Genomic DNA, 23360 nt, shown 5'->3' on the forward strand with positions numbered 1-23360 from the left:
ATGCCGATGGCGGCGAAGGCCACGCCCGCGAACCAGCTCGGGAACATGTCCTCGAACAGCTGCGGGATCGCCAGCTGCCCGTTGGTGACCTTCACCCCCGCCGCGATCGCCATGAAGCCCAGCAGAGCCAGCAGGCCCAGCATCAGGGTGTAGAGGGGCATCACCGTCGTACTGCGGCGGATCACCTCGCGGCTGCGGGACGACAACGTCGCCGTGATCGAGTGCGGATACATGAACATGGCCATCGCGGAGCCCAACGCCAGTGTCGCGTACGTCCATCGGCCCTCGGAAGGCGGGAGCAGTCCGCCCGCACCGGCTGCCGCGTATTTCTCGCTCGCCCGGGCGAAAACGTGGTCGAAGCCGCCCAGCTTGATCGGGATGTAGATGATCGCGACGGTGATGACGACGTAGATCAGCGTGTCCTTCACGAAGGCGATCATGGCCGGGGCGCGCAGGCCGGAGGAGTAGGTGTAGGCGGCCAGCACTCCGAAGGCGATCATCAACGGCAGGTCCTTGATGAACCAGTTGGTGTTCTCGCCGCCGCCGACCCCCACCACGTCCAGCACCGCCTGGATGCCCACGAGTTGCAGCGCGATGTACGGCATCGTCGCCAGGATGCCGGTGAAGGCCACGGCGAGCGACAGGCCCTTGGAGCCGATGTGGAAGTGCATGGATGCGGAGTCGATGAACATCCACAGGTGCTCGGCGACGCCGGCGCAGGTGAGGGCGACACCGGTCCAGAACAGTAATGGCCGGGGTATCAGCGAAGTGGGTGGCGCGGACAAGGTCAACTCCTCGCGGAAAGCCGGGCGTCGGGGTCTTCAAGGGCGCGGACGGGCGCGGTGACAGGCGGCTGGGCCGACGGGCGGTCCTTGAGACCGAGTACGGCGGGCCAGCGCGGGTCGTCGGGGGCGACGACGAGGTGGCGGGCGTAGAAGCTGTCGAAGAAGGACAGGACGAACATCGGCAGCAGGGTCCAGATCGCCACCTGCTCCAGCGGTCCGTTTCCGGTGAGCGCGGCGATGATGACCACCACGAACACGTTGGGGTAGGTCATGGCCGTGTAGTCGTCGAGCGTCTGGACGTGGTGGCGCCGCTTGAGCAGGGCGGCCAGCAGGCGCAGTCCGAGGGCGATGCCTGCGGCGGTGGGCGCGTAGGTGGTGAAGCCGTCCAGGTCGAGCTTGAGGCAGACCAGCACGATGAACGCGGTCAGCAGCAGCACCGCCACATAGCCGTTGCGTTCACCGTACTTGGCCGTGCGGATCGGCGAGCGTTCCCGCAGGCGTTTGACCAGGAGGTAGACCGCGGTGACGACGCCGGTCGAGGTGGCGGCGCTGATGGCGATGGCCGGGGCGATGTCCTCGTGCAGGGTCAGGGCGAGGACAGTCGAGAACGAGAAGGTCGCGGCCAGTGAGGAGAGCAGGACCTGCGCGAACGTCGGCATGATCATTCCGCCGAGGCAGCGGCTGACGGTCATCGCCACCACCGAGCTGGGCGTGGCGAGGAACACCGCGGCGATCGCCGCCGTACTCGTACTGCCCGCGTCCGACCAGCGCACCAGGGCCGCGAAGGCCATCGGCAGGGCGAGGTAGCGCACGGCGACGGACCTCAGCGTGCCGCGGTCGGTCACGAAGGCCCGCGCGTTCTCCAGCTCGATGCGGCACATGGTGATCACGCTGGCCAGCACCAGGAGCAGAAGCAGCAGGTACGGGGAGGCAGAGATCCGCGCTCCCGCCAGGTTGGCGAGCAGGCCCGCCGCCAGGCCGGCGCAGAAGACCACGGGATGGTTGACGACGATCCAGTCGTAGACCATGTTCAGGGTCTTGTTCTCGTTCTTGACGTAGCTGTGGATCCGGTCGCCCTGCAGCATCTGGGAGTTGGGCAGCCGCAGGTCGTACGACTCGCCGGCCGGACGGTCCAGGATGAACCGGCAGATCAGCTCCACGACGTACTTGTGCGAGACCACGCACACCGTCTCGCCGCGCCGAAGCGCGGGCAGCAGTTCCTCCTCGTAGAAGGCGTGCACGCGGTCCTTGAACTGCTGGAACGTCTCACCGCCGTGCATGGTGGGACTGTCCGCGTTCATGGCCCGCTCGTACTCGGCGATACCGTGGCGGCGCTGCAGGACGGCCTTGCTCTCCAGCGTGTAACTGCCGAAGTCACGCTCCATCAGTCGCTCGTCGACCACGACCTCGGGGACGTCCGCCGCGTCGGCGTCGAGACGGAAGATGGTGTCGGCGGTCTCATGGGCGCGGGTCAGCGGGGAGACGTAGACGCGGTCGAAGTGCCGCCCGCGGTGACGCCCCGCTACCTTCTCGGCCTGGATGCGGCCCAGGAAGGTCAGGGGTGCATCGCGCTGCCCCGCGATGCGGTGGACGGAATTGCAGGTCGATTCGCCGTGCCGGACCATGAACAGCCGGCCCAGCAGTTCCTGCTCGTGGTGCTCTGCCATCACGCGCCCTTCTTCGGGGCGTGCTTGACCTGCTCGGCGTACTGGGAGTCCCAGCCTGCCAGCTTGGTGATGTCGCACAGGTTGTGGACCGCGTGCTTCTGCACGAGCGTGGCCAGCAGGGAGACGGTCCGACGGGCCTGCTGCGCGGTGAGGTCGAACTCGCGGGCCAGGGCGGCACCGAAGTCGGCCAGGTCGTCGTCCAGGATGGCGCGGTACTTGCGGCGCTCGGTGCGGTCCTGAGCCTGCAGGTAATTGACGGTGTTGGGGTAGGCGTTGTCCTTCGCGTAGCTCTGCAGGCGCTCGCGCAGGCGGGTGGTGTGGGGTTCCTCGGTGGCGAGGTCGGCGGCGATCCAGTCGCTGCTGCGGATCAGGCAGTGATGAATGCCGTCGGGGATGTCCATATGCTCCTCGTCGCCGGCCGCTTCGAGACGGCGCAGCACCTCCATCGCCGTGTCGAAGCACTGGTTGCGCAGGGTGCCGATGCTGAACACGAACGCGCCGAGCCGGCCGCGGCGGGTGGTCTCGTCGCCCTGGCGCATCGGGCCGACGCCGAACAGGCCCGCTGTCACCGTGCCGTCGGCGGCGACGAGTTCTCCGTGGGGGCCGACCTCGATGCCCCGGTGGGTCTTGCCCTGCGGCTGCGCGTAGCCGTGTTCGTTGACCAGGCCGTGCCAGAGGGGGTGATCAGGGCGCTCGTAATCGGTCTTGTTGCCCAGGCAGTTGACGACGCGGTCGACGACGATGTCCGGCTGGTCGGCGAAGACCACCCGGATCTTCGTGCCGTCCTCGGCGGGGCGCATGTCCTGGATGCGGGCGGACAGGGCCTCGACGGTCTTCGGTGCGCCGTTGTAACCGCGCATCCGGCTGCGCACGACGCCGCCGATCTCCCGCACGGTGCTGGTGCGGTTGGTGACGATCAGGCTCTTGTAGCGGTCGAGCAGCATGCGCACGTCGCGGGCGTCCATGCGGGAGATCAGCTCGATGACGTACGGCTCCCACGCCTTCATGACCCGCTCGGGGAAGACGGCGTCGAGCGCGCTGCCCGGCTCCACTGCGTGCTCGGCGCGCAGGTGGGCGTACTCCGCCTTGATCCCCTCCACCACGGTCTCGGGGGTGAGCTTCTCGCCGTCGAGGAAGGGCGGTCGGCGGGCCTGCCAGATGTCGTGCTCGTGGTCGACGGGGTAGGTGCCGTGCATGTGGCCGCCGCGGGAGCAGATCAGGATCTGCCCCCGGTGGCCGGCGTGGATGAGGGAGATGACGGTGTCGAAGGCCGACAGGGCGGAGCCCGTGACGAGGACGCTCTCCTCGGGGCCGACCGTCTGGAACCAGTCCTGGGCACCCGGGGCGTAGGGGTCGGCGAGGAAGCGGTCGCAGTCCTTGATGCGGTGGTAGAAGGGCGCCTGCACCGGTGAGAGGTGACCGGTCGCCAGGATCACCTGGTCCGAGGGCAGGTGATGCACGCCGCCCTGCTCTGCCGCGTCGGCGTACTTGACGACGTAACCGCCACCCTGGCTCCGTACGTCGATGACCTCACCGGAAAGCTCCCGCAGAGTCACCTCGGCGGGTGCATCGGCGGCTGCGTCGCGCAGCCGCTCGGCCAGGTACTGCCGGAAGATCCGCCGCGGTACGACACAGGCCACTCCGAAGGTGTGGTACTGCCACTTCTGCGGCCACTCCGGGCGGTCCGCCTCCTCGTTGGCCCACTCCAGGAAGTCCTCCGGCCGCTCGCGGCGCAGGGTGATGCGGCCGGCCTGGATGTTGAGCATGTGCTCCCAGTTGGTGGACGCCCAGCCGAAGGCGATACCCCCGTAGCGGTAGCCCTCCTCCCGCTCTATCAGGCGTATCTCCAGGGGTGTGTCGGCGAAGTGGAGCAGCCGGATGGCGGTGAGCGTGCCGGAGAAACCGGCGCCGACGATCGTGACGCGCCGTGTGGCCGGAACCGCACCGCCCGTGGGGTCGCGTTGCACGCTGCTCGGCTGTACGGCCCTGTCCGACATGCCACGGTCCTGGGTCGGAGTGTCCTGCATCGTGGGGTGCTGCATGTGCACGGTCCTGTCTCCTTCGGTGGGGGGAAAGTCAGCGCCACTCGTGGGTGAAGCGGACGGTTATGGCGTCTCGGATCGAGTTGTGGACGATGCAGCCCCGCTCGGCCTTGAGCAGGGGCTTGGCGATCAGGTCCTTCAGGGCGGTGGGCGCCGACACCTGCACGGTGATTTCGGAGAATCGGGTCGGCGCGCTCACGAGGCTTCCGTCGACCCGGAAGCGGATCTCGGAGGTGTCGGCCTGCGGGTCCTCGGCCTTCAGGGCGGCGAGGAAGGTGCTCACGTAGCAACCACCGAGTGCCAGAAGCAGCAGCTCTCCGCCCATGGGGCCGGCGTCGGTGCCCTCTTTGTCCTTGGGCCGGTCGATGGTGAGCGTGTGGTCTCTGGCCTGGCCCACGACGACGCTGCCGCCGACGGGGCGCAGGGACACAGCGATTTCGGGCATGGTGAGGCACGGACTCCTGTCCTGGAAGGGGCACACGAGGCTCGCCGTCGGGGGCGAGTGGGATTCGTGGGATGCCGGTGAGCACGGACGGGCCTCAGCATCAGGACGGAATGCGGGCTTCCGGAGTGATCGTGGATGATCCTGGATGCGCTCCGTGGCCGGAGGTCAACCCTCGGACACCGCTTGACAGGCGGGACCCCATGTCGTCTAACTTGAAACGACCGTTCCAAGTTGGTCGTGGCCCAAGTGTCCCATGGGGGAGGATGTTCGTGCCGCAGGTGTTGGATCCGGCAAAAGCCCGCACCACAGACGAATTCATCGCGGAACTGAGACTGCTGAAGGCGTGGGCGGGGAACCCGTCGATCACCGAGATCACGCGGCGCATCCACCGGGACTGGCAGCGGGCGGGACGCCCCCGCGGCGAATGGCCGGCCCGCTCCACGGTGGGCAACTGCTTCCAGGTGGGCCGTCGGCGCCCCAACGCCGACCTGTTGCTTGCCGTGGTGAAGGCGCTCGTCGGCGCCGACGAAGCCGTCGTCTCCATCTGGCGGCAGTCTCTTCGAGCGGTGCTCGGCGAGGCCGAAGCCGCCGCGCGGGTCAGCGCCTGCAACCGGCTGCCTGCGGGACCTTCCGAATTCGTCGGCAGAGCCGGTCTGGTGGCCGAGGCGGAGGCAGCGCTGATCTCCGGCCGGCAGGGACCGGCGCTGGTGCTTGAGGGCATGGCGGGCGTCGGCAAGACGTCACTGGTCCTGCACCTCGCCCACCGGCTGCTCGCCGAGGAGTGCACCGAGGTGCCTGTCCTGTTCGCGACCCTGCGAGGCTCCGTCGCCCAGGGGCCGCCCGCCGACCCTGCCGCCGTGCTGGAAACCTTTCTGCGGCTGCTCGGCATCACCGGCGACCGCATCCCGTACGACCTCGAGGCACGAGCGGCTCTCTACCGCCAACTCCTGGCGGGCACGGGCGCCCTGATCGTCCTGGACGACGCGGCGGACGAGGAACAGTTGCGGCCGCTGCTGCCCGGGGCCCCGGGATGCCGCACGCTGATCACCAGTCGGCGCGAGCTGGACGGCCTGACCGGGGCCGCCCGTGTGCCGGTACCGCCGCTCGACCCGGACGACTCCGTCGAACTGCTGCGGGCAGCGGCCGGAGCCGAACGCCTCGCCTCGGATCTGCCTGCCGTCGAGCAGATCGCGGGCTCACTGGGCCACCTCCCGCTCGCCCTGTCGGTCATCGGCCGCCACATGCGCGAGCATCCCGCCTGGGCGCTCGGCGACTACTACCGCGAGCCCCTGATCACCCTGGCCCTGGAGGACGGCGTGCGCACCGCCCTGGCCGCTTCCGACGCACGGCTGCCCCAGGGTGCACGGCGACTCCTTCGTCTGCTGGCACTCCATCCGCCGGCAGAGGTGGAGATCGCAGGAGCCGCCGCACTCCTGGGCGAACCGTCCGCCGTCGCCGAACATCACCTGGCCACTCTGGCCGCAGAGCACCTGGTCGAACGCGCCGCACCCCACCGCTTCCGGGTCCACCCGCTCATCCACGCCTACGCGGAGGAACGTCTCTGCATCGACGAACCTGCGACCCGCATCCACCAGGCCCTCGTCCGCCTGTCGGAACACAGCCCCAGTTGCGGTGCCGACATACGGCTCGAGACCCGAACCATCCGCGGATTCCGCTTCCGCGAGGGAACCAGCCTGCCGAAGCAACTGCACGCAGGGCGGGTACTCGCAGCTTGAGGGGGCACGGCGTCCGGCATCCGCGCGCGGACGCCAGGAGGAGGAAAGTATGCCCGCCGACCAGCACCAGGTCCTCGTTTTCGACGTCAACGAGACGCTCAGTGACCTCACACCACTGCGCGGTCGCTTCGAGGACATCGGTGCCCCCGGGCATCTGCTGCCGACCTGGTTCGCCGGGGTGCTGCGGGACGGATTCGCCCTGACGGCCGCCGGTGCGTACGCGGACTTCGCCTCCGTCGCACACGAGGGCGTACGGACGCTGCTGTCCGGCCTGGAGGGATGGACGGGAGACGGGGAGGCCGCAGCCCGCCACATCCTGGACGGCTTTCCCCAGCTCTCTGTGCACCCCGATGTGCCGGACGGCGTACGGAAGTTGAGCGATGCGGGGTACCGGCTGACGGCGATGACCAACGGCAGCACCGCCCTGACCGAGCGACTGCTGGACGCGGCAGGAGTGCTGGACCGCTTCGAGGCCCTGTCGGACGTGGGCGGACCACGCTGTTGGAAACCGGCACCGGCCGCCTATCACTACGCCGTCGAACGAGTCGGCGTCCGGCCTGAGCAGGCGATGTTGGTCGCCGTGCATCCCTGGGACGTCGACGGGGCGCGCAGAGCCGGGCTGGACGGCGCATGGCTGCGGCGCGGGGCCTCCGTGTACCCGCGCACGATGACCCCGCCCGCTTTCAGTGCGCAGGACCTGACGGAGCTTGCGGAGATGCTGGCCTCCGACCGGTGACAACGCCAAGACCTCCGACCCCGGGCCATGATGTGCATCGGCGTCACGCCGGCTACGCCTCCTGCTGCATCCTCCGTGCGATCCGCCCATGGTCCCGCAGCGCCTCCGTCAGGCCCGGCAGCACCGGTTCGCCCCGGTCGACGAGGATCCGGCCCCCGACCACCGTCGTCCAGGCACGCGCCGGACCGCAGCGCAGCCAGGCCTCGACGGGGTCGCTCAACGCGCCCGCCAGGGCGACCTCGTGGAGGTCCCAGACGACCAGGTCGGCGCAGGCGCCCGGGCGCAGATGGCCCAACTCGTCGGCGCGGCCGAGGCATTGGGCCGAACCGCGGGTGGCGATGTCGAGGGCGTCGCGGGCGGTCATCGCGCCAGGTCCGCCGCGGTAGCGTCCCAGCAGGAGGGCACCCCGTGTCTCCATCCAGAGGGAAGCGTGGTCCGTGGAGGCGGAGCCGTCGCAGCCGATACCGACGGGCAGGCCGAGTTCGCGCATCTCCTTGACGCGCGCGGTGCCGCCGCCGATGAGCATGTTGGAGCTGGGGCAGTGCGCGACGCCGACGCCCGCTGCCGCGAGCCGGCCGAGTTCGTCGTCGTTGGGGTAGATGCAGTGGGCGACCCAGGTGCGGTCGCTCATCCAGCCGCAGTCCTCGAAGTACTCCACGGGCCGGCAGCCGTAGGTTTCCAGGCAGTAGGTGTCCTCGTCGTGGTCCTCGGCGAGGTGGGTGTGCAGGCGTACGTCGTGGCGTTCGGCGAGTTCCGCGGTCGCGGTCATGACCTCCTTGGTCACCGAGAACGGCGAGCAGGGCGCGAGCGCGACCCGGATCAGGGCGCCCGGCGTCGGGTCGTGGTGGGTCTTGATCAAGCGCTCGCTGTCGGCGAGCACCTCGTCGACGGTCTGGGTGACGCTCCTGGGCGGCAGTCCGCCGTCCTCGACGGAGCGGGTCATGGAGCCGCGGGTCGCATGGAAGCGGAAGCCGATGTCGCGGGCGGCGCGGATCTCGGCGTCCACCAGGTGCGGGCGGGGGTGGACGTACAGGTGGTCGGAGGAGGTGGTGCAGCCGCCCATCAGCAGTTCGGCCATGCCGACGTACGCCGACACGTAGGCGGCTTCTTCGTCGAGGGCCGACCACAGCGGGTAGAGGGTGGTCAGCCAGTCGAAGAGGGTGCCGCTCACGGCGGGGGCGTAGGCGCGCGTGAGGTTCTGGTAGATGTGATGGTGCGTGTTGATCAGGCCGGGAGTGACCAGCCGTCCGGCCGCGGAGACGGTCGTACGGGCCTCGGGCTCGGTGCCGGCCGTGCCCACGGCGGTGACCCGACCATTGCTGACGGCCACCCAGCCGCCGGGCATCTCGCTCCCCCCGTCGACCACCAGCAGACCGGCGTCCTTGACCAGCAGATCCACGGCTGACGTCATGGCGCCCATCGTAGACAGGTACGGCCGGAAAGACCTGGCGAGTCGTCCGACGACCCACGTACGGTGTGATCATCCGCAGTGTCCCTTCGCAACTGTCCCTTCGCAAAGGCGGTCCTACATGGCCCTGTTCGACCTCCCCCTCGACGAGCTCCGCGACTACCGCAGCGAGTCCGTGGAGCCAGAGGACTTCGACGCGTTCTGGTCCAAGACCCTGCAGGAGGCCCGCGAGCACGATCTGGACGCCCGTTTCGAGCCGGTCGACACGGGCCTGACGACGGTCGACGTGTACGACGTGACCTTCGCGGGCTTCGGCGGTCACCCGGTGAAGGGCTGGCTGACGCTGCCCGCCGCGGCCGAGGAGCCGATACCGCTGGTCGTGGAGTTCCTCGGCTACGGCGGCGGGCGCGGGCTGCCGCACGAGCACCTGCTGTGGGCGTCCACGGGCCGGGCGCACTTCGTGATGGACACGCGCGGGCAGGGCAGCGGCTGGGGCGGGGGCGGGGACACCGCGGACCCGGTGGGCGGTGCGCCCGCCTACCCGGGGTTCATGACCCGCGGCATCGACGCGCCCGAGAACTACTACTACCGGCGGGTGTTCACGGACGCGGTGCGTGCCGTCGAGGCGGCCCGCTCACACCCCCTCACCGACGCCTCCCGCACGGCCGCCCTCGGCGGCAGCCAGGGCGGCGGCATCACCATCGCGGTGGGCGGTCTGGTACCGGACCTGGCCGCGATCGCCCCGGACGTGCCGTTCCTGTGCGACTACCCGCGCGCGGCGACGATGACGGACCGGCACCCGTACCGTGAGATCGGCCTGTTCCTGAAGACCCACCGCGGCCGCACCGCGGACGCCCTGCGCACCCTGTCCTACTTCGACGGCGTCCACTTCGCCTCCCGCGGCAGTGCCCCCGCTCTGTTCTCGGCGGCCCTGGAGGACCAGACCTGCCCGCCCTCCACGGTCTTCGCCGCCTTCAACGCCTGGGCGCACGACGACAAGGCGATCGAGGTGTACGACTTCAACGACCACGAGGGCGGCGGGCCTTTCCAGGAGGCGGCCAAGCTGAAGTGGCTGCGGTCGTACGTGTGAGGAGCGAGCGGCATGGACACGCGTGAGGCCGCCGAACGCTTCGTGCGGGTCTGGGAGCGGGCGTGGGCCGCGCACGACGTAGACGCGCTCCTCGATCTGTATGCCGAGGAATGCGTCCACCGCTCGATGCCGTTCCGCGAGCCGCACCGGGGGCGGGGCGAGCTGGCCGGTTATCTGCGGTGGTCGTTCGCACAGGAGCGGGTGACGGACGTGCGGTTCTCGCCGCCGGTCGTGGGCCAGGACGGTGTGGCGGTGGCCGAGTTCCGTGTCCTGGCCGAGGAGGACGGCGTCGCCTCGACCCTCGCAGGCTGCGTGTTCGTGCGGTTCGACGGGGAGGGGCTGGCCGTCGAGACGCGGGACTACTGGCATACGGCCGACGGTCACCAGGAGCCCGCCGGGAAGCTGTTCCTTCTCTGACCTTCCCTCCAGTCCGACCAGTCGGTACGTTCAGGTTGCCCGGGCCGCAGCGTCGCGGCCCGGTTTCCGGCGGACGACGGAGGGCCCCCATGGCGGAGCGCGTACCAGAGGTGCACGGTTACTGCGACGAGCGGTTCGCGGCGGTGCGGACGGCGCTCGAGGAGAACTTCCGGGAGCGGGATGAACTCGGCGCCGCGGTCGCCGTCACCGTCGGCGGCAGGACCGTCGTGGATCTGTGGGGCGGCTGGGCCGATGCGGCGCGCACCCGGCCCTGGGAGCGCGACACGCTGGTCAATGTGTGGTCGACGACCAAGGGCCCGACCGCGCTGTGCGCACACATCCTCGCCGACCGGGGGCTGCTGGACTTCGACGCGCCGGTGGCCACGTACTGGCCGGAGTTCGCCGCGGCCGGCAAGGACAAGGTCCTCGTACGGCATCTGCTGTCGCACCGGGCGGGACTGTCCGGGCCGCGTGAGCCGCACTCGCTGGAGGAGCTGTACGACTGGGAGGTGACCACGCAGCGGCTCGCGGCGACGGAGCCCTGGTGGGAGCCGGGGACCCGGTCCGGGTATCACGCGTTCACCTACGGCTTCCTGGTCGGTGAGGTCGTGCGCCGTGTCTCGGGGCTGCTGCCGGGGGCCTTTCTGGAGCGGGAGGTGACCGGGCCGCTGGGGATCGACTTCACCGTCGGGCTGCCGGAGAAGGAGGCCGGTCGGGCGGCCGAGCTGGTGCATCCGCCGGCGGCTTCCAGCAGCGAACAGGCGGCGATCTTCAGCCAGTTGGGGCCGGAGGCGCTCGCCGCGCTGGCCAATCCGCTGGTGGGCGCGGGCGAGGCCAACACGCCCGAGTGGCGGGCCGCAGAGATCCCGGCCGCGAACGGTCACGGCACGGCGCGGGCGGTCGCCGCACTGTATGGGATCTTCGCGGGCCGGGGCTCGTACGACGGCCATCGCATCCTGTCCCCCGAGGCGGTCGAACGGGCGCGTGAGGGGCAGGGCAGCTGCTTGGACCTGGTGCTCGGCGCCGGACTGGGACATGAGACGGAAATCGGTCTTGGCCTGTGGCTGAGCGGTGCGAACGGCTCGTACGGGCCGAACCCGCGGGCTTTCGGACATGACGGCTTCGGCGGTTCCTGTGGGCTCGCCGACCCGGAGGAGGGGGTGTCGGTGGGGTATGTGATGAACCGGATGGGGCCTCATATCGCGGACGACCCGCGGAAGACGGCTCTGATCGAGGCCGTGTACCAGGCGCTGTGAACGGCGCTCGGCGCGGACCGGTTTCGGCCGAACCACCGGGTCGGTCTTCCATGGTGGTTTAGACCAATGCTAGATCTGGTGGCGCAATGAGCCCGCACGGCTACGTTCCGTCACCAACAGGAGGCGCGGCATGGCCCGCACCACCCCGCACGACCCTCCCCTCGCCGAAAGCGATCACCGAGGGGATCCGCTGTACTGGCGCGTCGCGACAAAGCTGCTCGGCGAGCTGCGCGACGGCACCGTCCCGCCCGGTGAACGGCTGCCGGGCGAGCGGCAGCTGGCCGGGCACTTCGGCGTCAGCAGGGAGACCGTCCGGCAGGCGCTGGAGGTGCTGCGCCGGGACGGTCTGGTCGCCACCGACCGGCGGGGCAGCCACGCCGTGCTGCCCGGCCTGCCGGTGGAGACGGCGTCCTCGCTGACCTTCCCGGTCGGCGCCCGGATCGCGGACCCGTGTGCCCTCGACCGGGCCACGGTCACCTGGGAGACGCCCCCGCCCGAGCACGCCGAGGCCCTGGGGCTCGCTCCACGCTCGCAGACGCTCGTGCACCGCTACGAGTCGGCCGGTGCCGGCGGCCGCGGCCGCCGCACGGCCGTGACCTCGTTCTCCGCGGTGGCGCTCGCCGAGGTCGAGGAGCTGGCCCGCTACCGCGACCGCGCCGACGGCGCCGCCTCGGCCCAGCTGCGCCGCGCCTACGACTGGATGCGCAGGGCGGGCCTGACCCTGCACCACCGGGACTCCATCACCCCGCTCGCGGACGCCCCCTCGGTGCGGGTCAGACGGCGCGTGCACGACCAGTACGCGCGCCCGTTGGAGATCACCGACCTGGTGGTGGACGCCCAAGCGGACGCCCTGGTCTACGAGTTCACGCTGCCCGCCGCGGGGTGAGCGCGCCTCGGGCGCCGGAGGTACAGCCGTACGACGGAGCCCGAGGAGTCGAGGTCGCCGGCGACCAGGTCGCTCGACTGCCGTACCAGCCACATGCCGTGCCCGCTCACGGCGGCCGGCTCGGCGGCAGGTGACCGAGGAGGGGCGGCCGGGGCGGCACAGCCGCACCACGCCGCGTCACCAGGTCGTACGTCCGCTGCCCGGTCAGTCCCAGGCGGCGGGCGTACGCGGCGAGCGCGCGGCGGCTGTTCGGCCGTGGGCGAAGCCGGTCACGGTCCTTCTGCTTCCTGCCCTTCCGGTTGGAGGTGCAGGCCCGGCACCCGGTCCCAGCCGGTCACCCGCATCACCCGCTGGACGTGCGGGGCGACTCCGGACAGTTCGAGGGTGCCGCCCGCCGCATACAGGGCGAGCGCCGTGAACACCAGCAGGCGCAGCGCGCCGACGTCGATGAAACGCAGCTCGTGCAGGTCCAGGTGGATGCGGGCGCCGTCTGCGGCGCGGGCCCGGGCGCGGGCCGTCTCGGAGTGCAGGGCCCGGGCGACGGCCGTGACGTTGGTGTCGTCGACCTCCCCGGCGAGGGCGAGACCGGGAGGTGCGAAGGTGCGGGTGATGGCGAGGAGGCCGTCGCGCCACACGTCGTCGGCGCCGACCCGGCCGTGGTGCAGCCCGGCGAGCGGGGCGAGTTCCGTCTCGTCGAAGATGCGGCGGTCGTACTGGCAGATGCCGAGGACCGGCAGGGAGGAGAAGACGGGGTCGAGCAGCAGTTCGCTGTCGTGCAGTGTCTTGAGTTCCTTGCCGGCCCGGGCGCGCAGGATCTCCGTGCACACCCGCAGGCCGAGGAAGCCGTCGCCGACGGCACGGCGGGTCTCGCGGCGGATCACCTCGTCCAGGTCCCACAGTCCCTCGGGGCCGGCGAGATGCGGGTCGACGCGTAGCCGGCCGGCCGCTAGCTCCTCGTCGACCCGGCAGCCGTGCGCCTCCAGGAAGGACAGGGCCACGCCGGCCGGGATGTCGGCGGGCGGCAGCAGGAGGCCGCGCTGTCCGCTGGCCAGGCCGTCCAGCAGGAACGCGACAAGGACGGTCTCGCGCTCCTCGTCCGTGTCGTAGCCGAGGAGCAGGTGGTCTCCCTGGCGCATCTGCCCCACGGTTTTCAGGGTGGGTGTGACGGCCATCCCCGTACCTCCCTCGGTGGACGGACCGCTTCCACGCTACGCCGGAAGCAGCCCTGCCGTGAGGGGTTATCGTGTCCGCCATCGGTTCCGGGTGAGGGGGGACGATGGCGGCCTCTGTGCAGGGCGGCAGGATCGGCAACCTTCCCGCCGAGGCGAACGCGTTCGTCGGCCGTCGGCTCGAACTCGCCGAAATAGCGGGGCTGTTGGGGACCGAGCGGCTGGTGACGCTGACAGGGCCCGGAGGTGTGGGCAAGTCCCGCCTGGCACTGCGGGCCGCGCACGCCGCGAAGGCCGGGTTCCCGGGCGGAACCTGGCTGGTGGAGCTGTCGGAGCTCAGGGATCCGGATCTGCTGACGAACACCGTGGCCCAGGCGACCCGGCTGACCGAGCAGACGCTGCGGCCACTGCTGCAGGCGGTCTGCGAACACCTCGCGGGGTCGCCCGTACTGCTCGTGCTCGACACCTGTGAGCATGTCCTGGACGAGTGCGCGCGGGTCGCACAGGAATTACTCGCGAGCATTGCGGAGTTGCGCATTCTGGCCACCAGCCGGCAGCCGCTCGGCGTACCCGGCGAGCGTCTGCTGACGGTGGCTCCGCTGCCGCTCGGGGAACGCGACGACGCGGTGGCGCTGTTCACGACCCGCGCGTCGGCCGCGGTGCCCTCGTTCGTGCTCACCGACGCCAACCGGCCACATGTGGCCGCGGTCTGCGCCCGGCTCGACGGGATCCCGCTGGCGCTGGAGCTGGCCGCCGTACGGCTGCGCGGCTTCCCCCTGCACCGACTGCTGGAGGGCCTGGACTCCCGCTTCGACCTGCTGGTCTCGCCCGCCCGGCCGCGACTTGCCCGGCACCAGACGCTGCGCACCGCGATCGGCTGGAGCCATGAGTTGTGCACGCCGCTGGAGAGGCTGCTGTGGGCGCGGCTGTCGGTGTTCGCGGGCGGCTGGGACGTGGAGGCGGCCGAATTCGTGTGCCACGGCGGCCCCCTGGACGCGGAGGAGATCCTCGCGCTGCTCGCCTCGCTCACCGAGAAGTCCATCGTCACCCGGGACGGCGAGGGCCCGGTGGTGCGCTACCGGATGCTGGACACGGTCCGCTCGTTCGGCGCCGAGTGGCTGACCGGGCTCGGCGAGGCGGAGGCGGTGCGCCGCCGCCACCGTGACTACTTCCGGTGGATCGCCCGCCAGGGCGAGGCGGAGTGGCTCGGGCCCGGCCAGCGGATGTGGGCCGAGCGGCTGACCGCGGAACACGCCAACCTGCGTCTGGCGATCGAGGAGTGCCTGACTGCGCGCGAGCCCGAGACGGCGCTCGAACTCACCGGCACGCTCTGGTTCTTCTGGTTCGCCTGCGGCTTCGCCGAGGAGGGCCGCACCTATCTGGAGCGGGCGCTGCGCCACACCCCCGAGGGCGGCGGGCCCGAGCACACCCTGGCGGTGTGGGCGCACCGGCTGGTCACCGTCGTCCCGGACGACCTGGAGGCGGCCGAGTCGGTGAGCGCCGCCTATGTGTGGCTGGCGGAGGAGCGCCGACTGCCGGTGCCCGCGCTGCCGTTGACCGGGGCCAGCCTGGCCGTGCGGGGCGAGTCGGCGCGGTCGGCGGTGCTGTACGGGAGTGTCCGGCAGGCGCCGGCGGGCGACGGTGGCGCCGAGTTCTTCCAGCTGCTGACGCTGGCCGTGCAGGCGTATCTGCTGGCGAGCCAGGCCGCGTTCGAGCGGTGCGCGGCGGTCGCCGAGCGGCTGCGTGCCGAGTGCGCCAAGCGCGGGGAGCTGTGGATGCGGGCCTGGGGCGACTTCTTCGTCTCGCTCGCGGGGATCGGTCTCGGCCATCCGGACGAGGCGGTGCTCTCGGCGCGCGAGGCACTGACCGCCAAGTGGCGGGTGCACGACCGGATCGGGGCGGCGGCCGTCGCCGACCTGCTGGTGGTCGCGCAGGCCTCGCGGGGTGAGGAGGAGCTCGCCGCCCGTCTGCTGGGCATCAGTCGGCGCCTGTGGCACGCGGCGGGTCTGCCGCAGCTCGGCAGGCCCGACCTGACGGTCTTCCACCGCGAGTTCGAGCGCCGGCTGCGCGCTTCGCTGGGGGACGTCCGGTTCGAGGAAGCGGTGCGTGAGGGGCGGGAGCTGGGGCCGGACGCGGCGATCGCACTGGCGCTGGGCGGCGTCGCCGATCCGAACGGCCTGTGACCGCTCTCCCCGCCCTGGTCAGGAGCGGACGGCGACGACCATCCGCACGCGCGGGCTGCCGTCGCCGCGCCGCCCGAACTCCGGCAGCTCCTGAAGACCCACCCGGAACCCGGCCCACTCCAGCTCCCGCCGCACGTCCCCGAGCCGGAAGGCGCGGTAGTACATGACGAACGGCGGCCGCCACAGGGCGTTGCGCACCCTCATGACCGCGTCGAACCCGAGCAGCATCCAGAACGCCGGGGAGCTGGTCCTCGGCGGGGCCAGGACGGGAAAGGCGAAGCTGCCGCCGGGCCGCAGCACGGCGTGGACCTGGGCGAACAGCCCCGGCAGTTCCTTGGGCAGGAAGTGCCCGAACGCCCCGAAGCTCACCACCAGGTCGAAGGCGCCCGGTGCGAACGGGAGCGCACGGGCGTCGCCCCGCACCCAGGACACCGCGGGCCCGGCCGGCCGTACGCCCTGTCGGGCCACGGCGAGCATGCCCGCGCTGAAGTCGACCCCCGTGGCGCTCCGCCGGCACACCCGCGCCAGTACATCGGCTCCTGCCCCGGTGCCGCAGCACAGGTCGAGCCCCGCGTCGAAGGGCCCCGTCCGGGCCAGCGCCGAGGCGACGGCGTCGAGCACCGCGTCGGGGGTCCGGAAGGGAGTGCGGTCGAACTTCGGGGCGAGCAGGTCGTAGCCGTGCTCGACGGACGAGAGCGCCTGGACGGCGAGCTCGCGCAGACTGGGACCTTGGGGGCTGAACATCAGCGTCAGCTTAGGGGAACGGGCGCTGGACACGCCCTCCACAGCTGATTACTCTCATCAGCACCTACTCAACTAGTTCACTATGAGGTGATCGGATGCGTGCGTTCCGCGAGGCGGTCGAGGCCGGCGACATGGACGCCGTCGAGGCGCTGCTGGCGGAGGACGTCGTCTTCACCAGCCCGGTGGTGTTCAAGCCCTACCCGGGCAAGGCGATCACCGCAGCGATCCTGCGCGCGGTCTCGCAGGTCTTCGAGGACTTCCGCTACGAGCGCGAGCTCGCCGGGGCCGACGGCCGCGACCACGCGCTGGTGTTCGCGGCACGGGTGGGCGACCGTGAGCTGAGCGGCTGCGACTTCATCCACCTCGACGAGGCGGGCCTGATCGACGAACTGACCGTCATGGTGCGCCCGCTGTCCGCTGCGCAGGCCCTGGCTGCGGCCATGGGCGCACAGTTCGACCGGATCGAGAAGGAGGCGCAGGCGCGGGCCTGAGGCTCAGCCGGTCTTGAAGAGCAGCTCGGGGTGGTTCGGTTCCTTCCTGAAGGCCTTGAGCACCAGGTACAGGACCTTCTCGATCAGCCAGAAGACGAAGAGCCAGACGCTGATCACGACAGCCGGAACGGCCAGGAACACCGCGGCCGGTACGGCGACGAGGAGCCATCCCGCGGCCCTCTTCAAGACCGCAGGCGAGCGGACCGCCTGCCACGTCCCGCCCCCTTTCATGACCTTCCACATGCCGCCTGCGCGAACTCCGGCCCACATCACCCAGCGACGGAGCAGCGCCACGTCGAGTTCCCTCATCGAGATGCGGAAGATCCTGTCGGCTTCGGCCCGCTGCACCGACTCGTCCCCGCACAGAGAGTCGTGCAGGATGGCCGAGCGGGTGTACACCCCGTAGCGCGGAAACAGCCAGACGAAGGCACGCGGCACTGACGCGAAGTCCGTCTTGAGCAGGGCGGGTACCGGAATGGGACCGGTCGTGCCCCCGTGTTCGAGATGCTCCGGGTTCCTGTAGCAGAACCCCTGCTGGAGCTCCCACAGCTTTCCGGCCACCGTCGCCTTGACGACCACATCACCGGTGAAGGGATCCGTGCGACCCATGCTGCCCGCCTTCCTCGGATCGAGTCCCGCACCGGAGATATAGCCGCAAACCCACCGCGGCAAGCACCGGAACCGTGGCGCCTGAGGCGGCCCGGTTCCGGCTGTCCTCGGGTACGCGGCGCACGTCGGGGTGAACGCGATCACGAACGCGCTCGGCGCCTCGTGGCCTCTGCTGTCGGTACGAGCTGCGGCTCCCGTCGCCGCGGCCTGCGCAGCAGCACCAGCGCGCAGGTCAGACCGGCCGCCGCAAGTGCGACACATGCCGTGAACGCGGACCGGTAGCCCTCGGTCAGGGCTGCGAGCCGTTCCGGACCGCCACTGTGGGAAAGGGCGACAGAGGTGACGACGGCGACCCCGAACGCACCGCCGATCTGGAAGGCCGCCGTGTTGATGCCGGAGGCCACCCCGGACTCCCTCTCCCCCACGCCGGTCAGGGCGGCGATGGAACCGGCCACCGCGCACGCGCCCAGGCCCGGTCCGAAGAGCAGCAGGCCGGGGAGGAGATCGCGGACGAAGGCGCCGTCCACCGGGACTTCGGCGAGCAGCAGGCTGCCCGCGCCGACCAGGGCAAGTCCGCCGACCGCGACCGGCCGGGCGCCGATGCGGGTGACCAGGGCCTGCCCGGCGTAGGAACCGACGACGGCGCCGACCGGCATCACCACGTTGGCGAGTCCGAACTGCAGTGGCGAGTAGCCGAGGACCCCCTGCCCGTACTGGGTCAGCGTGTACGACATCCCGAAGGCGGCGGCGCCGAGCAGGAAGACGACCAGGTTGCCCCCGCTGACCGTCCGCGCACGCAGCAGGCGCAGGGGGACGAGGGGCGCCGTGGACCGGCCCTCGACACGGATGAAGAGCGCGGCGAGCAGCACGGCCACGGCCAGCAGTCCCGTCGTGCGCGCCGACAGCCATCCGGCGCGGGGCGCCTCGACGACGGCGTACACACAGGCGACGAGCGCGGCGGTGGCGGTGAGTGCGCCGGCCGGGTCGTAGGCGCGGGCGCGTGTCCCGGTGCGGCTCTCACGCAAGAGCAGAGGGCTCAGGGTCAGTAGCAGCAGTGCGACGGGGATGTTGAGGAAGAAGACCCATGGCCAGCCGAGTACGTCGGTGAGGGGCCCGCCGACCAGCAGGGCGGCGGTGGCGCCGAAGCCGCCGCTGCCGGACCAGACGGCGAGCGCCTTGTTGCGGTCGTGGCCCTCCTCGAAGGTGTCCACCAGCAGGGAGAGCGCGCTGGGCGCCATGACGGCGGCCGACACGCCCTGGACGGCGCGTGCCGCGATCAGCACTCCGGCGCTCCAGGCGCATCCGCACAGCAGTGAGGACAGCCCGAACAGAAACGTTCCGGTCATGAAGACACGGCGGCGGCCCAGCAGGTCGGCGGTGCGGCCGCCAAGGAGCAGCAGCCCGCCGAAGGTGAGCAGATAGGCGCTCATCACCCACTGGGCGCCGTCCGCGGACAGGCCGAGGCCGCGGGTGATCGACGGCAGTGCCAGCAGGACGATCTGCGCGTCGAGGATCACCATGAACCCGGCGACGCAGAGCAGGGCGAGCGCGTACCAGCGGCGCGCATTGTCGGCGATCATGGTCAGCCTCCCAGCCGGAGGCCGGCCAGCCAGACGTCGGGTGTGCCGGTGGTCGGGCGCGTCGGCCGCAGCGCGGCGAGGAGCCGGCGAAGCCTGCTGGGGCGGGGGACGTGAGCGGTCATCGAGGCCTCCGGTGTCGTGGGGTTGTTTCACCCCACCGACGAACGGCCCCTATGCGGATCGACACTCCGTGAGCCGCTTCTCCAGAAACCTCCGCTCGGCGTCGTTCTCCACCAGTTCCAGCGCCCGCTCGTACGCCTCGGCGGCTTCCGCCGTACGTCCGCTGCGGCGCAGCAGGTCGGCGCGGGTGGCGGGCAGCAGGTGGTAGCCGGCCAGGTCGCCTTCGTGTTCCAACTCGGTGACCAGGGCGAGTCCCGCGTCGGGGCCCTCGGACATGCCGACGGCCACGGCCCGGTTGAGGCGGACCACGGCGGAGGGCACGAAGCGGGCCAACTCGCCGTACAGCCCGGCGATATCGGCCCAGTCGGTGTCCTCGGCCGTGGCGGCCGTGGTGTGGCAGGCGGCGATGGCGGCCTGGATCTGGTACGGGCCGGGGCTGCCGCGGCGCAGTGCCGTCTCCAGCAGGGTGGCGCCCTCGTCGATCTCGGCGCGGTCCCAGGCGCTGCGGTCCTGGTCCTCCAGGGTCACCAGCTCGCCGGCCGCGTCCACGCGGGTGTGCCTGCGGGCGTCGTGCAGCAGCATCAGGGCGAGCAGGCCGAGCGTCTCGGGCTCGTCGGGCATCAGGCGGGCCAGCACGCGCGCGAGGCGGATCGCCTCCGCGCACAGGTCCGTACGCACGAGGTCACCGCCGGCCGTGGCCGCGTACCCCTCGTTGAACAGGAGGTAGAGCACACCGAGCACGCCCGTGGTGCGTTCGGGCAGGAGGTGCGCGGGCGGCACCCGGTACGGGATGCCCGCGTTGCGGATCTTCTTCTTGGCGCGCACCAGGCGCTGCGCCATGGTCGCCTCGGGGACCAGGAAGGCGCGGGCGATCTCCCCAGTGGTCAGTCCGGCGAGGGTGCGCAGGGTCAGGGCGACCCGCGCCTCGATGGCCAGGGCAGGATGGCAGCAGGTGAAGATCAGTCGCAGCCGGTCGTCCTGGACTCCGCTGTCCTCGCCGTCGTGGTCCGGGTCGTACGGTCCCTCGTCGCGCGCCAGCACGGCCACCTCCCGCAGTTTCGCCGCCCCCACCGCCTCCCGGCGCAGTACGTCGAGGGCGCGGTTGCGGGCGGTCGTGGTCAGCCAGGCTCCTGGGCGGCGCGGCACTCCGTCGCGCCGCCACCGGTCCAGGGCCTGGGCGAAGGCGTCCTGCGCGCACTCCTCGGCGAGGTCCCAGTCGCCGGTGACCCGGATCAGGGTGGCGACGACCTGGCCCCACTCCTCGCGGAAGGCGGCGGCGACGGCCTCCTCGACATCGGGCACGTTCACTCCCGTACCGGCCTCACCTCGACCGTGCCGCCGCCCAGGGCGGCGGAGTGCCGCGCGGCGAGGGCGATGGCCTCGTCGAGGTCCTCGGCCTCCACGAGGTCCACGCCCGCGATGTACTCCTCGGTGCGGGCGAACGGCCCGTCACCGAGGAGGACTTCGTCGCCCGCGACGCACACGGTGGTGGCATCGGAGGGCGGCCGCAAGCGGGCGGTGACCTGTGCGGGGGCGGGCTCCTCCTCGTCCGCGGGGGCGCAGACGAACAGCACGTACTTCACGGCCTGTCCTTCCCCGGGTGGGCGTCCGGGGCGGGCGAGACGTGCTCGTGGGTGATCAGCCAGCGCAGGCCTGCGTTGCGGTAGCCGGTGGTCACGCGCAGCACGTCGTCCACGAGGGTGCCGTCCGTGCGGGTGGCCCGGATCCGCACGAGGGCGTGGGCGAACGCGATGCTCTCGTCCGCATGGATGCGCAGCTCCAGGACCTCGCGGGTGACGGGCCCGGTGACGGCGGAGAACTCGTCCTCCACCGCCTTGCGGAAGGCGTCGAGGCCCTGCCGCTGCCCGCCGTCGGCGAGGTGGAAGATCTCGACGTCGGGCGCGTAGCAGGCAAGCATCCGCTCCACGTCGCGCTCGCGGGCCGCCTCGGTCAGCTCGGCGTCGAGCCGACGGACCGACGTCTCCTCGTCCTCCTCGTCCCACATCGGCCAGAACGGGCGCACCTCCATGGCGCCGATGGTGGCCACCGGATGCTTGGCGGCGGCCTCCACGGCCTCCTCCAGGCTGTCGCACTCCAGGACGTCGAACCCGGCGACGTACTCCTTGGTCTCCGCGAACGGGCCGTCGGTGCGCAGCACCTCACCACCGCGCACCCGCACGGTGACCGCCTCGGAGGGCAGCGCCAGCCGGTGGCCGTGCAGCCGGACGCTGCGGTCGCCGAGCTCCTCCACCCAGGGTTCGACGGGTGCCATGCCCGAGGCGTCGGCGGTGTCGTCGCCGCAGACGAGCAGCATGTACTTCATGGGTCCTCCCGGTCGTCATGAGCTTCCTACACCCCACCGACGAACGGGGGCCGCCGCAATCGACACCCGGCACGAACCTCCCCTGGACGGACTCACTCAGGGCCGTCCGCCTCCCGCACGAGTTCGATCGCCCGGCCCAGGGTGACGAGCCGGTCGTCCAGGGTCTGACCGGCCGGATAGAGCCGGACGGTGTTCACGCCCGCGTCCCGCCACACCCGCAGCCGTGCGCGCACCATGGACTCGGTGCCGATCAGTGTCGTACCGAGCACCATCTCGTCGGTGATCAGGCCGGCCGCGCCGTCCCGGTCGCCCGACTGCCATCGCTCGCGCACCTCGGCGGCCACCTCCGCCCAGCCCTGGCGGCTGTAGGCGTGGTTGTAGAAGTTGGTCGACGCCGAGCCCATGCCGCCGAGGCTGAAGGCCAGTTCCTTCTTGCGGCCCGCCACCATCGCGCCGAGTGCCTCCTCGTCGGGGGCGAAGGCGACCTCGGCGCCCTGGCAGACGTCCAGGTCGCTGCGGCTGCGGCCGCCGAGGGCCAGGCCTTCGTCGAGGTGGGCGAAGTACGCTCCTGCCGCGCCCTCGGGCACGAAGCTGGTGCCGAGCCAGCCGTCGGCGATCTCGCCGGTCAGCCGCAGCATGGCCGGTGACAGGGCGGCGAGGTAGAGGGGGATGTCGTGTTCGGCCCGCGTCGACAGGCGCATGGGGACGGCGTCGCCGCCGGGCAGCGGGATGGTGAACTCCCTTCCGGAGTACGAGAGTTTGCCGCCGTCGAGCACCAGGCGCACGACCTCCACGGTCTCCCGCATCCGGGACAGCGGCCGGGCGAACGGGACCCCGTGCAGCCCTTCCATCACCTGCGGGCCGGATGCCCCGAGGCCCAGCAGGAAGCGTCCACCCGAGAGGTTGGACAGGGTGATCGCGGTCTGGGCGACGGCCACCGGAGTGCGGGTGCCCACCTGCATGACGCCGGATCCCAGCAGGATCCGGTCGGTGCGGGCCGCGTAGTAGCCGAGGGCGGAGGGCGCGTCGGAGCCCCAGGCCTCGGCCACCCAGCAGATGTCGAGGCCGAGCTTCTCGGCCTCGACGACGAAGTCGGCCTGCTGCGACCAGTGTTCACCGCCGGAGGCCTCGATCGTGGTCGCGGTACGCATCAGCGGGTCTCCGCCAGCTTCTTGATGTGCTCGAGGGTGACGGTCATGTTGTGCTCGAACTCCCGCATCCGCACGAACACGATCTTCTGTTCCTTCTCCGGCATGCGGTCGATCGCGACGGACAGACCGGAGTGGCCGGGCCCCAGCTGCATCCACTGCGAGAGCTCGGTGCCGCCGCCTCCCTCATGCAGCCGGAAGCGCCAGATCGCGGAGGGCTCGGCGGGGTCCTGCACCGCCCAGGCGAAGACGTGCTGCGGCTCGTACTCGATGACGTACGAGATGGTGGTCCATTCGCCGAACGCAGGGTGTTTGCTGCGGCCGAGGAAGCGCGCGCCGACCGCCGGCCCGGTGGCGCCGTCGAGCCATTCGACCGACTGGAGTTCTTCGCTCAGGCTCGGCATCAGCGCGATGTCGGTGACCAGCGCCCACACCCGCTCCGGCGGGGCGCCGATCCAGGTCCGGACCTCGACGGTGGGTTTGTCCGTGTAGTGCGCGCCGGTCCACTTCACACCGGTCAGCCTC

Annotated in this window: 21 protein-coding genes and 1 pseudogene; 8 read left to right on the top strand and 14 right to left on the bottom strand. The window is 71.2% G+C overall.

Annotation, left to right across the window (positions count from 1 at the left end; translation table 11 throughout):
* The 4 genes and pseudogenes from ACFY1E_RS09565 to ACFY1E_RS09580 all read right to left on the bottom strand — a co-directional run.
* Positions 1 to 656: pseudogene (locus tag ACFY1E_RS09565) on the bottom strand (sodium:solute symporter); the annotation flags it as partial.
* A 131-nt stretch (positions 657 to 787) separates the two neighbouring features.
* The gene (locus tag ACFY1E_RS09570; protein ID WP_389073394.1) at positions 788 to 2452 is read right to left on the bottom strand and encodes a histidine phosphatase family protein; all 1665 of its coding nucleotides are present in this window, start codon (positions 2450 to 2452) and stop codon (positions 788 to 790) included.
* Positions 2452 to 4494, bottom strand: coding sequence for an FAD/NAD(P)-binding protein (locus ACFY1E_RS09575; RefSeq protein ID WP_389074862.1), 2043 nt, complete (start codon positions 4492 to 4494; stop codon positions 2452 to 2454). Before ACFY1E_RS09575 ends, ACFY1E_RS09570 begins: the two co-directional genes overlap by 1 nt.
* Positions 4495 to 4528: 34 nt before the next feature.
* Positions 4529 to 4939 (bottom strand): OsmC family protein, encoded by a 411-nt coding sequence (locus ACFY1E_RS09580; protein WP_389073397.1) that lies wholly within the window; start codon positions 4937 to 4939, stop codon positions 4529 to 4531.
* Between the two features lie 269 nt (positions 4940 to 5208).
* Here ACFY1E_RS09580 and ACFY1E_RS09585 point away from each other — a divergent pair, with 269 nt between their 5' ends.
* Both ACFY1E_RS09585 and ACFY1E_RS09590 read left to right on the top strand, forming a co-directional pair.
* Positions 5209 to 6675 (top strand): NB-ARC domain-containing protein, encoded by a 1467-nt coding sequence (locus ACFY1E_RS09585; RefSeq protein ID WP_389073399.1) that lies wholly within the window; start codon positions 5209 to 5211, stop codon positions 6673 to 6675.
* 49 nt (positions 6676 to 6724) lie between these two features.
* Positions 6725 to 7411, top strand: a complete 687-nt coding sequence (locus ACFY1E_RS09590; protein ID WP_389073402.1) for a haloacid dehalogenase type II — start codon at positions 6725 to 6727, stop codon at positions 7409 to 7411.
* 52 nt (positions 7412 to 7463) lie between these two features.
* Here ACFY1E_RS09590 and ACFY1E_RS09595 read toward each other — a convergent pair whose 3' ends face one another.
* The gene (locus tag ACFY1E_RS09595; RefSeq protein WP_389073404.1) at positions 7464 to 8822 is read right to left on the bottom strand and encodes an 8-oxoguanine deaminase; all 1359 of its coding nucleotides are present in this window, start codon (positions 8820 to 8822) and stop codon (positions 7464 to 7466) included.
* 118 nt (positions 8823 to 8940) lie between these two features.
* On the opposite strand from ACFY1E_RS09595, the gene ACFY1E_RS09600 reads away from it, so the two are divergent.
* From ACFY1E_RS09600 to ACFY1E_RS09615, 4 genes are all read left to right on the top strand, one after another.
* Entirely contained in the window at positions 8941 to 9909 is a 969-nt protein-coding gene (locus ACFY1E_RS09600) for an acetylxylan esterase (protein ID WP_389073407.1), read from the top strand.
* A 12-nt stretch (positions 9910 to 9921) separates the two neighbouring features.
* Complete coding sequence (locus ACFY1E_RS09605; RefSeq protein WP_389073409.1) at positions 9922 to 10326, top strand: nuclear transport factor 2 family protein; 405 nt, start codon at positions 9922 to 9924, stop codon at positions 10324 to 10326.
* An 89-nt stretch (positions 10327 to 10415) separates the two neighbouring features.
* A complete protein-coding gene (locus ACFY1E_RS09610) occupies positions 10416 to 11582 on the top strand; it encodes a serine hydrolase domain-containing protein (RefSeq protein ID WP_389073410.1) in 1167 nt (388 codons plus the stop codon).
* Between the two features lie 130 nt (positions 11583 to 11712).
* Positions 11713 to 12468: a GntR family transcriptional regulator gene (locus ACFY1E_RS09615; RefSeq protein WP_389073412.1), complete on the top strand. Its 756-nt coding sequence runs from the start codon at positions 11713 to 11715 to the stop codon at positions 12466 to 12468.
* 269 nt (positions 12469 to 12737) lie between these two features.
* Here the strand turns inward: ACFY1E_RS09615 and ACFY1E_RS09620 are convergent, their stop codons facing one another.
* On the bottom strand, positions 12738 to 13640 hold the full coding sequence (locus tag ACFY1E_RS09620) for an MEDS domain-containing protein (RefSeq protein ID WP_389073415.1): 903 nt from the start codon (positions 13638 to 13640) through the stop codon (positions 12738 to 12740).
* 104 nt (positions 13641 to 13744) lie between these two features.
* On the opposite strand from ACFY1E_RS09620, the gene ACFY1E_RS09625 reads away from it, so the two are divergent.
* Positions 13745 to 15820, top strand: a complete 2076-nt coding sequence (locus ACFY1E_RS09625) for an ATP-binding protein (protein WP_389073416.1) — start codon at positions 13745 to 13747, stop codon at positions 15818 to 15820.
* A gap of 18 nt (positions 15821 to 15838) precedes the next feature.
* Here ACFY1E_RS09625 and ACFY1E_RS09630 read toward each other — a convergent pair whose 3' ends face one another.
* Complete coding sequence (locus ACFY1E_RS09630) at positions 15839 to 16564, bottom strand: class I SAM-dependent methyltransferase (protein ID WP_389073418.1); 726 nt, start codon at positions 16562 to 16564, stop codon at positions 15839 to 15841.
* Positions 16565 to 16659: 95 nt separating this feature from the next.
* Between ACFY1E_RS09630 and ACFY1E_RS09635 the strand changes: the two genes are divergently transcribed.
* Positions 16660 to 17055 carry a nuclear transport factor 2 family protein gene (locus ACFY1E_RS09635; protein ID WP_389073421.1) on the top strand — a complete coding sequence of 132 codons (396 nt, stop codon included), beginning with the start codon at positions 16660 to 16662 and terminating at the stop codon, positions 17053 to 17055.
* Positions 17056 to 17058: 3 nt separating this feature from the next.
* Here the strand turns inward: ACFY1E_RS09635 and ACFY1E_RS09640 are convergent, their stop codons facing one another.
* The 7 genes from ACFY1E_RS09640 to ACFY1E_RS09670 form a co-directional block, all read right to left on the bottom strand.
* Positions 17059 to 17664, bottom strand: a complete 606-nt coding sequence (locus ACFY1E_RS09640; RefSeq protein WP_389073424.1) for a DUF1353 domain-containing protein — start codon at positions 17662 to 17664, stop codon at positions 17059 to 17061.
* A gap of 140 nt (positions 17665 to 17804) precedes the next feature.
* On the bottom strand, positions 17805 to 19244 hold the full coding sequence (locus ACFY1E_RS09645; RefSeq protein ID WP_389073426.1) for an MFS transporter: 1440 nt from the start codon (positions 19242 to 19244) through the stop codon (positions 17805 to 17807).
* Positions 19245 to 19415: 171 nt separating this feature from the next.
* Positions 19416 to 20672, bottom strand: coding sequence for an RNA polymerase sigma factor (locus ACFY1E_RS09650; protein ID WP_389073429.1), 1257 nt, complete (start codon positions 20670 to 20672; stop codon positions 19416 to 19418).
* Positions 20669 to 20947: a YciI family protein gene (locus ACFY1E_RS09655; protein WP_389073431.1), complete on the bottom strand. Its 279-nt coding sequence runs from the start codon at positions 20945 to 20947 to the stop codon at positions 20669 to 20671. Before ACFY1E_RS09655 ends, ACFY1E_RS09650 begins: the two co-directional genes overlap by 4 nt.
* The gene (locus tag ACFY1E_RS09660; RefSeq protein ID WP_389073433.1) at positions 20944 to 21687 is read right to left on the bottom strand and encodes an SgcJ/EcaC family oxidoreductase; all 744 of its coding nucleotides are present in this window, start codon (positions 21685 to 21687) and stop codon (positions 20944 to 20946) included. The genes ACFY1E_RS09655 and ACFY1E_RS09660 overlap by 4 nt, the downstream gene beginning before the upstream one ends.
* 92 nt (positions 21688 to 21779) lie before the next feature.
* Complete coding sequence (locus tag ACFY1E_RS09665) at positions 21780 to 22838, bottom strand: LLM class flavin-dependent oxidoreductase (protein ID WP_389073435.1); 1059 nt, start codon at positions 22836 to 22838, stop codon at positions 21780 to 21782.
* Positions 22838 to 23347 carry an SRPBCC family protein gene (locus tag ACFY1E_RS09670; RefSeq protein WP_389073438.1) on the bottom strand — a complete coding sequence of 170 codons (510 nt, stop codon included), beginning with the start codon at positions 23345 to 23347 and terminating at the stop codon, positions 22838 to 22840. The genes ACFY1E_RS09665 and ACFY1E_RS09670 overlap by 1 nt, the downstream gene beginning before the upstream one ends.
* Between the last annotated feature and the right edge of the window lie 13 nt (positions 23348 to 23360).

This window comes from Streptomyces sp. NPDC001604 (assembly GCF_042893475.1).
In the GTDB taxonomy this organism is placed as follows: Bacteria; Actinomycetota; Actinomycetes; order Streptomycetales; family Streptomycetaceae; genus Streptomyces.

Bases quoted from the DNA above. Each gene is read 5' to 3' on its own strand.
- ACFY1E_RS09570 (WP_389073394.1), bottom strand. From the start codon at position 2,452: ATGGCAGAGCACCACGAGCAGGAACTGCTGGGCCGGCTGTTCATGGTC.
- ACFY1E_RS09575 (WP_389074862.1), bottom strand. From the start codon at position 4,494: ATGCAGCACCCCACGATGCAGGACACTCCGACCCAGGACCGTGGCATG.
- ACFY1E_RS09580 (WP_389073397.1), bottom strand. From the start codon at position 4,939: ATGCCCGAAATCGCTGTGTCCCTGCGCCCCGTCGGCGGCAGCGTCGTC.
- ACFY1E_RS09590 (WP_389073402.1), top strand. From the start codon at position 6,725: ATGCCCGCCGACCAGCACCAGGTCCTCGTTTTCGACGTCAACGAGACG.
- ACFY1E_RS09595 (WP_389073404.1), bottom strand. From the start codon at position 8,822: ATGACGTCAGCCGTGGATCTGCTGGTCAAGGACGCCGGTCTGCTGGTG.
- ACFY1E_RS09600 (WP_389073407.1), top strand. From the start codon at position 8,941: ATGGCCCTGTTCGACCTCCCCCTCGACGAGCTCCGCGACTACCGCAGC.
- ACFY1E_RS09605 (WP_389073409.1), top strand. From the start codon at position 9,922: ATGGACACGCGTGAGGCCGCCGAACGCTTCGTGCGGGTCTGGGAGCGG.
- ACFY1E_RS09610 (WP_389073410.1), top strand. From the start codon at position 10,416: ATGGCGGAGCGCGTACCAGAGGTGCACGGTTACTGCGACGAGCGGTTC.
- ACFY1E_RS09615 (WP_389073412.1), top strand. From the start codon at position 11,713: ATGGCCCGCACCACCCCGCACGACCCTCCCCTCGCCGAAAGCGATCAC.
- ACFY1E_RS09620 (WP_389073415.1), bottom strand. From the start codon at position 13,640: ATGGCCGTCACACCCACCCTGAAAACCGTGGGGCAGATGCGCCAGGGA.
- ACFY1E_RS09625 (WP_389073416.1), top strand. From the start codon at position 13,745: ATGGCGGCCTCTGTGCAGGGCGGCAGGATCGGCAACCTTCCCGCCGAG.
- ACFY1E_RS09630 (WP_389073418.1), bottom strand. From the start codon at position 16,564: ATGTTCAGCCCCCAAGGTCCCAGTCTGCGCGAGCTCGCCGTCCAGGCG.
- ACFY1E_RS09635 (WP_389073421.1), top strand. From the start codon at position 16,660: ATGCGTGCGTTCCGCGAGGCGGTCGAGGCCGGCGACATGGACGCCGTC.
- ACFY1E_RS09640 (WP_389073424.1), bottom strand. From the start codon at position 17,664: ATGGGTCGCACGGATCCCTTCACCGGTGATGTGGTCGTCAAGGCGACG.
- ACFY1E_RS09645 (WP_389073426.1), bottom strand. From the start codon at position 19,244: ATGATCGCCGACAATGCGCGCCGCTGGTACGCGCTCGCCCTGCTCTGC.
- ACFY1E_RS09660 (WP_389073433.1), bottom strand. From the start codon at position 21,687: ATGAAGTACATGCTGCTCGTCTGCGGCGACGACACCGCCGACGCCTCG.
- ACFY1E_RS09665 (WP_389073435.1), bottom strand. From the start codon at position 22,838: ATGCGTACCGCGACCACGATCGAGGCCTCCGGCGGTGAACACTGGTCG.